Origin of the sequence: Mesorhizobium sp. B2-7-2, from assembly GCF_006440775.1 — a bacterium.
In the GTDB taxonomy this organism is placed as follows: Bacteria; Pseudomonadota; Alphaproteobacteria; order Rhizobiales; family Rhizobiaceae; genus Mesorhizobium.
The window spans coordinates 1-8,547 of sequence record NZ_VFTZ01000052.1 but is presented as its reverse complement, the minus strand read 5'-3'; the positions used below and the strand labels follow the sequence as shown (position 1 = coordinate 8,547).

At 64.7% G+C, this 8,547-nt stretch carries 14 protein-coding genes and 1 riboswitch; of the genes, 6 read left to right on the top strand and 8 right to left on the bottom strand.

Annotated features, from left to right (window positions below):
- Positions 1-138: 138 nt before the first annotated feature.
- Both FJ425_RS31275 and FJ425_RS31270 read right to left on the bottom strand, forming a co-directional pair.
- Positions 139-879 (bottom strand): CbtA family protein, encoded by a 741-nt coding sequence (locus tag FJ425_RS31275; RefSeq protein WP_140727884.1) that lies wholly within the window; start codon positions 877-879, stop codon positions 139-141.
- Positions 880-1,041: 162 nt separating this feature from the next.
- Entirely contained in the window at positions 1,042-1,251 is a 210-nt protein-coding gene (locus FJ425_RS31270) for a CbtB domain-containing protein (RefSeq protein ID WP_095770085.1), read from the bottom strand.
- Positions 1,252-1,395: riboswitch (adenosylcobalamin (AdoCbl) riboswitch) on the bottom strand.
- Positions 1,396-1,478: 83 nt separating this feature from the next.
- Here FJ425_RS31270 and FJ425_RS31265 point away from each other — a divergent pair.
- A complete protein-coding gene (locus FJ425_RS31265) occupies positions 1,479-2,051 on the top strand; it encodes a histidine phosphatase family protein (protein WP_140727882.1) in 573 nt (190 codons plus the stop codon).
- Between the two features lie 151 nt (positions 2,052-2,202).
- A complete protein-coding gene (locus tag FJ425_RS31260) occupies positions 2,203-2,475 on the top strand; it encodes a PilZ domain-containing protein (protein WP_140631981.1) in 273 nt (90 codons plus the stop codon).
- Between the two features lie 3 nt (positions 2,476-2,478).
- On the opposite strand, the gene FJ425_RS31255 is transcribed toward FJ425_RS31260, so the two are convergent.
- Both FJ425_RS31255 and FJ425_RS31250 read right to left on the bottom strand, forming a co-directional pair.
- The gene (locus tag FJ425_RS31255) at positions 2,479-2,946 is read right to left on the bottom strand and encodes an isoprenylcysteine carboxylmethyltransferase family protein (RefSeq protein ID WP_181176123.1); all 468 of its coding nucleotides are present in this window, start codon (positions 2,944-2,946) and stop codon (positions 2,479-2,481) included.
- A 279-nt stretch (positions 2,947-3,225) separates the two neighbouring features.
- Positions 3,226-3,741 (bottom strand): DUF6428 family protein, encoded by a 516-nt coding sequence (locus tag FJ425_RS31250; protein WP_140727879.1) that lies wholly within the window; start codon positions 3,739-3,741, stop codon positions 3,226-3,228.
- A 42-nt stretch (positions 3,742-3,783) separates the two neighbouring features.
- Between FJ425_RS31250 and FJ425_RS31245 the strand changes: the two genes are divergently transcribed.
- From FJ425_RS31245 to FJ425_RS31230, 4 genes are read left to right on the top strand one after another with little or no spacing between them, the layout of a single operon-like run.
- Complete coding sequence (locus FJ425_RS31245) at positions 3,784-4,134, top strand: metalloregulator ArsR/SmtB family transcription factor (RefSeq protein WP_140700332.1); 351 nt, start codon at positions 3,784-3,786, stop codon at positions 4,132-4,134.
- A 34-nt stretch (positions 4,135-4,168) separates the two neighbouring features.
- Entirely contained in the window at positions 4,169-4,867 is a 699-nt protein-coding gene (locus FJ425_RS31240; protein WP_140727878.1) for an MIP/aquaporin family protein, read from the top strand.
- The gene (arsC, locus tag FJ425_RS31235) at positions 4,864-5,277 is read left to right on the top strand and encodes an arsenate reductase (glutaredoxin) (RefSeq protein WP_140631967.1); all 414 of its coding nucleotides are present in this window, start codon (positions 4,864-4,866) and stop codon (positions 5,275-5,277) included. The genes FJ425_RS31240 and arsC overlap by 4 nt, the downstream gene beginning before the upstream one ends.
- Positions 5,278-6,465 carry an MFS transporter gene (locus FJ425_RS31230; RefSeq protein WP_140631964.1) on the top strand — a complete coding sequence of 396 codons (1,188 nt, stop codon included), beginning with the start codon at positions 5,278-5,280 and terminating at the stop codon, positions 6,463-6,465.
- A gap of 214 nt (positions 6,466-6,679) precedes the next feature.
- Here the strand turns inward: FJ425_RS31230 and FJ425_RS31225 are convergent, their stop codons facing one another.
- From FJ425_RS31225 to FJ425_RS31210, 4 genes are all read right to left on the bottom strand, one after another.
- Entirely contained in the window at positions 6,680-6,964 is a 285-nt protein-coding gene (locus tag FJ425_RS31225) for a hypothetical protein (protein WP_040980340.1), read from the bottom strand.
- Between the two features lie 81 nt (positions 6,965-7,045).
- Complete coding sequence (locus FJ425_RS31220) at positions 7,046-7,444, bottom strand: MAPEG family protein (protein ID WP_246673364.1); 399 nt, start codon at positions 7,442-7,444, stop codon at positions 7,046-7,048.
- A 75-nt stretch (positions 7,445-7,519) separates the two neighbouring features.
- Complete coding sequence (locus FJ425_RS31215; RefSeq protein WP_140631958.1) at positions 7,520-8,005, bottom strand: SRPBCC family protein; 486 nt, start codon at positions 8,003-8,005, stop codon at positions 7,520-7,522.
- Positions 8,002-8,319 carry a metalloregulator ArsR/SmtB family transcription factor gene (locus FJ425_RS31210; protein WP_181164914.1) on the bottom strand — a complete coding sequence of 106 codons (318 nt, stop codon included), beginning with the start codon at positions 8,317-8,319 and terminating at the stop codon, positions 8,002-8,004. The genes FJ425_RS31215 and FJ425_RS31210 overlap by 4 nt, the downstream gene beginning before the upstream one ends.
- Positions 8,320-8,547 lie beyond the last annotated feature (228 nt).

Sequence of the window (8,547 nt, the reverse complement as noted above, 5' to 3'; positions counted from 1 at the left end):
ATTCCAGGAAAAGTGTGCGGCGGTTTTCCGTCCGGAATTGCGAGAAAACAAAAGACCAAAGTGGCTCTGCGGTCGTATCGACCGTTGAGCCGCTTTGGCCGCCAGGGCGCGAAACAGTGGCGGCCAACGCATCGGATTTCAGGCGTAGCGGCGTGCCGGGCCGCGCTGGTCGCGCACCGCGACCACGCGTTCGGCAACTGCGCCGAAGCCGAGCCCGACGACGGTCCACAACACCAACTGGATGCCGAGCGAGGCGACGCGGAATTGCCACAGCACGGTCGCTGAGAAGTTCTCCGGCACCTCGTTGATGTCGGGCAGTGCTGCCTTCACCAGCGCGAAGACGACGAGGAAGGCGAGCCCAGCCACGATCGAGGCGTTCCAGGCGCCGAACTGCTTCCACAGCCGCTGCGCCAGACCCACCGCCGCCACCATCGCCGCGATCGAGATCACGATCATGATGAAGAACAGCTCGGTGCGGTAACCGATCGTTTCGGCATTGCCGACCGCGGGCGGGTTGGCCGGATATTTGAGGCCGGGCACCACAATCACGGCCAGGAAGCCGAGCAGCGCTATGAGCGCCGAGGTGCCGCGCGGTCCGAGGGAGCCCAGCCGGCCATAGGCGTAGGCGAAGACCAGCGAGAACAGCCCGCCAAGCGCGGCGCCGTAGATCAGCACGCCGGTCGCCAGGCCGATGCCGGCTTGCGTGGCGCGGCTGACCATCTCGGGCTCCGGCGCCTCGCTGGTGGCCTGGGCCTGCTGTTCCTCGAAGGTGATCGCCTTGTCGACCTGCGGCTCGCCATAGACGCGGGCGAAGGCGAACGCCAGAATCCCGGCGACCAGCCCGACAAGCATGCCGCGCAGCAAAAGTTTTCCAACCATGTCACTAATCCCTCTAAGCAATTCCAGGAAAAGTGCGTAGCGGTTTTCCGTCCGGAATTGCGTTAAGCCAACCAAGCAATTCCAGGAAAAGTGCGTAGCGGTTTTCCGTCCGGAATTGCGTTAGATCAGAATCGAAAGCGGGCTCAGCGATGCTGAACCGCTTTAGTGGCAGGGGAAGCCGAGCAGGTGGCGGCCGTCATGCACGAATTCGTGCACATAGGTGCCGCGGATCAGCGAGGTCGCGCCTTCTTCCGCGCCGACGAAATAGATCGCCAGCATCAAAAGCAGCCCGCCGAGGATGGCCCAGGGCAGAAGCTCGCGGACCGGAATCGCAACCGGGCCGTAGCTGGGGGCGAAGGTGGTGTCGGACATATTGACCTCCCTTGGGATACTGCGTCCCGTTGATCGAACGATGCTGCGGAATAAGGCCTGACTTTCGGCTGGTGCCGATCACAGTGGCGCGACCGTGCCGGACTCGCACCGGCTTCCAATCCCGTATAGCGCTAAGACACTTGTCAGCACTTCGTTCGCCTGTCAACGACATGTAATGGCGGCACGGCTACGTGAGGCCTGTTTTTCGCTGGGCCACGGAGTTTTTCATGCTTGTCCGCCTGACGATGATCGCAAGCGGAGCGACGCCCGGAATGCGCAAGGGCCGCTTCCCGAACGATGAGCCGCCGGAGCCGCGCGCCCTCGATCGCGCCGGCGCGCTGGCCGCTTCGCTGCGTCGCGCCGACCGTGTCTGGACAAGTCCGGCGCTGGCCGCGCGGCGGACGGCCGAGGCGCTCGGCCTTGACGCGGCGATCGAGCCGCTGCTTGCCGAGCAGGATTTCGCACGCTGGGCCGGCAAAAGCTTCGAGGAGGTGCAGGCCGGGGATCCGAAAGGCATGGCGACCTGGTTCGCCGACGCAGACGCGGCGCCCCATGGCGGGGAATCGCTCGCCGCCGTCGCCCGGCGGGGTGCTGCGCTGATGGAGCGGCTGGCCGGCGAGAGCGGTCACACCGTCGCGGTGACGCATGCCGTGCCGATCCGCGCCGCCATGGCGCATGTGCTCGGCGCGCCGCTTTCCTCGGTCTGGAAGATCGACATCGAGCCGCTGTCGCTCACCGAGTTCCGCGGCGACGGCCGCCGCTGGGTGCTGCGCGCCAGCGGCGTCACTGTCGCCGGCTGAACGTTCAGGCGTGAACGCTCCATCCGTGGACCGGGCCGGCATATCAAGTCGGCACACCACCGTTTCAGTGATCGCTAACGGAACGGAAACGCTTCGCTGCTATGGTGCGGCCCCATGGCGAGGAGAGCCTTGCCTGAGGAGCCCGCCGGATATGGCCAGTTTTCCCGAGACCGAGCGACGTCTTCATGCGCGCGAATTCGTGCTCAAGCAAGCCACGATCATCGCCGCCGGCGTCAGGATCGGTTGCTCGGTCAGAAATCAGCACGAGCAGGGCGCGGAATTGCGCGTTGGCGCAGATGTGGAGATCCCGGACCGCTTCCTGCTCGAGGTCCCGGCCGACGATACGGCCTATCGCGCTTTGGTGCGGTGGCGGCGCAACGACCGCGTCGGCGTGGCGCTCTACAGCAACGTGCCGAAGGACTGATGCTCAAAGGTATCGGCGCGCGCTCGCCCTGTAGGCGCGGTAGGGTTCGCCGAACTTGCGTTCCAGATAGGCCTCCTCGCGCAGCACCACGCCGTAATGCAGGATGGGGAAGCTCGCGATGGTCGCGATGACGGCCCACCAGCTGTCAAAGAGCAGCCCGATCCCGAGAAGCAGCCCCATCAGGCCGACATAGAGCGGGTTGCGGGTGAAGCCGAACGGGCCGCCGGTGATGATCGCGGTGGTCGGCAGTGTCGGGTTCACATTGGTGCCGCCGCGCAACATGATCGAGCGTCCCCAGCCTATGATCGCAACCGCCAGTGCTGCCAGCACTATGCCGAGCACGATGGTCAGCGGGCGGCCGCCGATCGCCAGCGGCCAGACATAGCGCAGCGCCAGCATCGCGATAAGCGCCACGAGAAAGAGCAGCGGCGGAAACACCGCCACGCCCGGATTGTCCGCTTTGTCATCCATAGCCATCTTCATCGACCAGGCGCATTGCCGCCACTATGCACGGACACGCGCCGCCCAGCAATTCGTGACTTGATCCTGCCTAGGCGATGTGCAACCCGGCATATCGGGAACACAACCGTAGCGCGCGCGTTCACTATCGCCGATCAACAGGATTTCGCGGATGAGCAAGACAGCTGTTTGGGTGGCGCTGATCGCCATCGTTCTCGTGGGCCTCTATTTATTGCAGGCCAATGGCATGATCCGGTTCTGATCAGGCGCGGCGCGTCACCATTCGCGGGCTCAACAGCAGCGGCTCGCTCCGCAGCCACTTGCCGCCCTCTGTTCTTCCAGCCAGCGGTCGCGTGGCTTGCAGCTTGACGGCCGTGGCGTCAGCTCGACCTCGACGGTCCCGCCAACAAGGCTCGGCTGGGCTGCCCGGTGCAGTTCGATGGGGCGCAGGCCGTCGCTGACCTCGAAGGTCAGCTTCGCCGCCTGATCGAGCGCCACATGATCCGCCACCTTGCGGATGATCGCGGCGAATTTGCCGGCCAGCATATGGACCGGCCCGCCCTCGTCCACGTCCCACAGCTGGACGAAGATCTCAGACCATGATTCTGGATTCGCTTCGCAATCCAGCGCCGCGAACTGTCCAGCCTTCACCTCGGTGACATGATAGCCCGGCTTTACCGGCCGCCCGCCACAGCGGAACACCAGCGGCGTGTCCGTATGATCGGCCAGCGCAACCAGCAGATCGCCGATCGTCAGGTCGGAGGGGTCGATTGGGGCCACATTTTTCCGGTTGTCGGAAGAGAGCATGTCGGCTATTCCTCATTTCAATATTTCAAGGATTGTTGAAACGTGGATGAACGTCAAGCCCTGACCGCCTTTGGCGCGCTGTCGCAGGAAACAAGGCTGCGCCTGCTGCGGCTGCTGGTCGTTGCCGGCCCGGAAGGCATTGCCGCCGGCTCGCTCGCCGAGCAGGTCGAGGTCTCGCCGTCCAATGTCAGCTTTCACCTCAAGGAATTGGAACGGTCTGGCCTCGTGACCGCGCGGCGCGATGCCCGCTCGATCGTCTACAGCGCCGAGTTCGACGCGCTGTCCGGATTGATCCGCTTCCTGATGGAGGACTGCTGCTCCGGCCGGCCGGAAATCTGCGCGCCGGCGGCTGCGGCATCTTGCTGCCAGCCGGGCGAGGAGGCCCGGCAATGACCGTCACGCCCGCCGCAAAACCCAAGGCTAGCTAATGAACACCTTCGATCTGCCGCGCCGGTTCGCGGCTGAAGCCCTCGGCACCGGTCTGCTGGTGGCGACCGTCGTTGGCTCCGGCATCATGGCCGAGACGCTGACGCATGACACCGCGCTGGCGCTGCTTGGCAACACGCTTGCAACCGGCGCCATGCTGGTGGTGTTGATCACCATCCTCGGGCCAATCTCCGGCGCGCATTTCAATCCCGCCGTTTCGCTGGTGTTCTGCCTCAACCGGTCGCTACCTGCTCGCGATCTCCCTGCCTATCTGATCGCGCAGGTCGTCGGCGGAATTGCTGGCACGATCGCCGCGCATCTCATGTTCGCCCTGCCGGTGCTGGAGGTCGCGACGAAACTGCGTGCCGGGCCGGCGCAATGGTTCTCGGAAATGGTCGCGACATTCGGCCTTATCGCCGTCATTCTCGCTGGCCTCCGCTTCGAGCGGCGGGCCGTGCCGTGGCTGGTCGGGCTCTATATCACAGCGGCCTATTGGTTCACGGCATCCACTTCCTTCGCCAATCCCGCCGTCGCCGTGGCGCGCTCACTCACCAACACTTTCTCCGGCATCAGGCCGCTCGATCTGCCGGGCTTCGTCGTGGCCGAGCTGCTCGGCGCCCTGATCGCGCTCGCGTTGATGGCCTGGCTGCTCAAGCCCGAAACCGTTCAGCAATACCAGCCACTGAAAGCAGAGCCATGACGGTCACGATCTATCACAACCCCGACTGCGGCACCTCCCGCAACACGCTCGCCATGATCCGCGCCAGCGGCGAAGACCCTGTCGTGATCGAATACCTCAAGACGCCGCCGGGCCGCGAACGGCTGCTCGAACTGATCGCCGCGATGGGGATTTCTGCGCGCGATTTGTTGCGGGAGAAGGGCACGCCTTACGCCGAACTCGGCCTCGCCGATCCGAAATGGAGCGACGATGAGCTGATCGATTTCATGCTCGCCCATCCGATCCTCATCAACCGGCCCATCGTCGAGACGCCGAAAGGGACAAAACTGTGCCGGCCGTCGGAAGCGGTGCTGCCGCTGCTCGACAATCCGGTGCGGGAGTTCGTCAAGGAGGATGGCGAGAAGGTCGCCTATCCGCCAGAGCAAGCCTGATTGGAAGCCGCCACGCCTGCCGGACACAGTCGCCGCGTCCTCATTGCGGGTCTCGGCATCACGCAGATTCTCGCCTGGGGATCGTCCTACTACCTGCCCGCGGTGCTTGCCGTGCCGATTGCCAAGGATACCGGCTGGTCGCTCGCCTGGGTCATTGCCGGGCTATCCTGCGGGCTCCTGCTTGCCGGGCTGGTGTCCCCCATCACCGGGCGGCTGATCCAGCGCCACGGTGGGCGACCGGTGCTTGCCGCCAGCTCGCTGCTGCTGGCGGCCGCGCATTCGCTGTTGGCGACGGCGACCGACTATCCTCTTTATCTGGCTGCATGGCTGCTCATGGGCTTGGGCATGTCGAGCGGCCTCTACGATGCCGGCTTCGCCACACTCGGCCGCCTCTATGGACAGAGCGCGCGCGGCGCCATCACCAACCTGACGCTTTTCGGCGGCTTTGCCAGCACCATTTGCTGGCCGATCAGCGCCTTCCTTGTCGAGCATGGCGGCTGGCGCACCGCCTGCCTTGCCTATGCCGCGATCCATTTGGCAATCTGCTTGCCGCTCCATCTGTGGATAATACCGTCGCCTCCGGCCGCCGCGCCTGCGCCGGTCAAAGATAGGTCGAAAGAGGCATCGACCACCGGCAGAGCGCGGGCGCGCTTCATTTTGCTGGCCTCCATTCAGACCTTGGCCGCACTGGTCGCGTCCATGCTCTCCGTCCATCTGCTGACGCTGCTGCAGTTGCGCGGCGCGAGCCTGGCAGCCGCCGTCGGACTTGGCGCGCTAGTCGGTCCTTCACAAGTCGGCGCTAGGGTGGCGGAGCTGCTGATCGGCCGCAACCGGCACCATCCGATCTGGACGATGCTGACATCCGTAACGCTGCTCGCCGCCGGAATCTGGCTGCTCCTGACGAGCCAGACTTTCGTTGCTCTCGCCTTGATCCTTTATGGCGCGGGTAACGGCATCCATACGATCGCGCGCGGCGCGCTGCCGCTGGTGCTGTTCGACCCGCAGCAATACGCGGTGCTGATGGGCAAGCTCGCGACGCCCAGCCTCATCGTCCAGGCGGCGGCTCCGTCCGTTGGGGCGCTGCTTTTTGGCACGGGCGGCGCCAATCTTGTCCTGGTCACGCTGGCGCTCGCGGCAACGGTCAACGCGGGGCTGTGTATTTGCCTGCTTGCGAGCATGCGCCGCTGATCCTTGGAGCGGTTCATCGCCCCACGAAATCGCCGACCTGTCCCGGGCTCTCTCGCGGCTCCGGAAGGAACCCGCCACACATTTGTGCCGCGAGGGCAATCCGCATTGACGCTCGTCAGGCCACAAACGAATTTACCGCGCCGCGCAAAAAAACCGACCCGGCAATTGCCGGGCCGAAGTCTTCTGATTGATTGCCAGTCGCGAGGCGTTCCTGTCAGTCGCGATGCTCCGGCATCGCCTTGAGCTGATCCTTCGTCCAGCTGGTGACGGCATGCACGTCGCCGTCCTCGTCGCGCATGAAATCGAGCTGGCTGGCGGTGACAGCCACCGGCTTGGCGCCGATGCCGAGAAAGCCGCCGACATCGATGACGACCTGGCTGCCGTGCAGGTGGTCGACCGAGCCGATCTTCTCGTCATCCGGGCCGTAGATGGTGGCGCCTTCGAGGATGTCGGGCGTCAGCTCGGCGTTGGTCAATCTTACGTGGCTGGTGTGGTCCATGGCGCATCTCCTGTGGTTGTACAGGGATGAACCTCTGATCGGGGCGAGGGTTCCGCCGACGGAGCGAAAAGCGAGCGCTGCTCAGCGAAGCACTGCCCAGCCCGTCACGAGGACGAGGACAAGCGTGACCAGCGCTCCGGAGACATAGAGGATCGTCCTGACGCTGCCGCCCTTGGCGGCATTGCCGCCGCGCAGGTAGATGATCATGTGGACGAGACGAATCGCCAAGTGAACCCAGACGAGCACGGCGAGCGTCATCGGCTCGACGCCGACCATCATCGCCAGCAGCACGGGCACGACGAAGGGCGCGAGCGCCTCGACCGAGTTCATGTGGACGCGATCGATCCGGTAAAGGGAGTTGTCGTCGTCCGCCGGGATCACCGGCCCTGAAAGCTTGCCGGCAAAACCCTTGGACGAGCCTGAGTAGATCGCCAGCGCGACCGACAGGAGGCAGAGCGCAAGCACGCCGAGGGTGCTCAACCAATAGGCTTCCATTATTTCCAGTGCTCCTCCGATCGCCACCGTGCGGGCCATGCCCCAGGGGGGGTGCCGCTGTCAGGCCGCCCGGGAAAAAAGCGCCTGGAACCGCTGCAGGTAGAGCGGCCAGCCCTGATCGCCGTCGACCCCGCTGCGCACGCCTTCCCAGCCTTGGCCATGCCGTTCGATATGGCGGTGCTCGATTTCGACCCGGGTCCGGTTTTCCGCCTCGGCCGTGAAGCGGACCTCCCACTCGCTCGTCCTGGCGAGGTCGGTTTCGATCTGCCAGCGCGGGCTGATGTCCCAGCTCAGAAGCAGCCGGTCGGGCGGATCGTAGGCCAGCACGCGGGCGAAGCGGCACTCTGAGCCGTCGACGCCGCGGTCGTAGACGTGGCCGCCGACGTGCGGCTCGAAGATCGTTTCCGCGATCGGCACGGCAAGCAGATTGTGCTCGCGCGGCTTGAAGCTGCCGAAATCCTCGGTGAACACCTTGAAGGCGCGCGCGATCGGCGCCTCGACGACGACGGAATGCCTTACGGGAGCAGGTGCCGGTTGCTTGATCATGTCTCGTCCTTTGTCGGTTGCTCGACGGCCAGCTTGTAGGCTGCGAGCGTCTTCACCCAGAACTGGTCAATCTCCGCGCGAAACGCCGCGAGCCCGTCCGGATCGATCCGGTAAATGCGCTCCTTGCCGGAGCGCGTATCGGCCACCAGCCCGGCATCCTTGAGCACCTTCAGGTGCTGCGAGACGGCCGGCCGCGTCACGGGCAGCGCATTGGCGAGTCCGCCGACTGAACTGGGACTTTCGACCAGCAGTTCGAAGATCGTGCGTCGTGTCGGATCGCCGAGCGCTGTCCAGTATTTCGCGTTAGTGGCCACTAACGCGAAAATTAGGACGGTGCGTCTGACCTGTCAACCCGGGTGGAGAGTGCCACCTGTGGCCGGTCCGATTGGCTGGCCACCGCCTCTCGGTGCAAGATTCTCCGTTCATTTCCGTGTAATCAGCGCAAACGCCGGAGGATTGGTTTCGGCCGCCCCAACGTCGTCATTCTATGGCGGAGCAAGGAGCGAAGCGACGCGGCGCAGACCATAGAATCCATTCCGTGA

Coding starts and splice junctions, on each gene's coding strand:
- FJ425_RS31275 (WP_140727884.1), bottom strand. CDS start 879: ATGGTTGGAAAACTTTTGCTGCGCGGCATGCTTGTCGGGCTGGTCGCC.
- FJ425_RS31270 (WP_095770085.1), bottom strand. CDS start 1,251: ATGTCCGACACCACCTTCGCCCCCAGCTACGGCCCGGTTGCGATTCCG.
- FJ425_RS31265 (WP_140727882.1), top strand. CDS start 1,479: ATGCTTGTCCGCCTGACGATGATCGCAAGCGGAGCGACGCCCGGAATG.
- FJ425_RS31260 (WP_140631981.1), top strand. CDS start 2,203: ATGGCCAGTTTTCCCGAGACCGAGCGACGTCTTCATGCGCGCGAATTC.
- FJ425_RS31255 (WP_181176123.1), bottom strand. CDS start 2,946: ATGGATGACAAAGCGGACAATCCGGGCGTGGCGGTGTTTCCGCCGCTG.
- FJ425_RS31250 (WP_140727879.1), bottom strand. CDS start 3,741: ATGCTCTCTTCCGACAACCGGAAAAATGTGGCCCCAATCGACCCCTCC.
- FJ425_RS31240 (WP_140727878.1), top strand. CDS start 4,169: ATGAACACCTTCGATCTGCCGCGCCGGTTCGCGGCTGAAGCCCTCGGC.
- arsC (WP_140631967.1), top strand. CDS start 4,864: ATGACGGTCACGATCTATCACAACCCCGACTGCGGCACCTCCCGCAAC.
- FJ425_RS31225 (WP_040980340.1), bottom strand. CDS start 6,964: ATGGACCACACCAGCCACGTAAGATTGACCAACGCCGAGCTGACGCCC.
- FJ425_RS31215 (WP_140631958.1), bottom strand. CDS start 8,005: ATGATCAAGCAACCGGCACCTGCTCCCGTAAGGCATTCCGTCGTCGTC.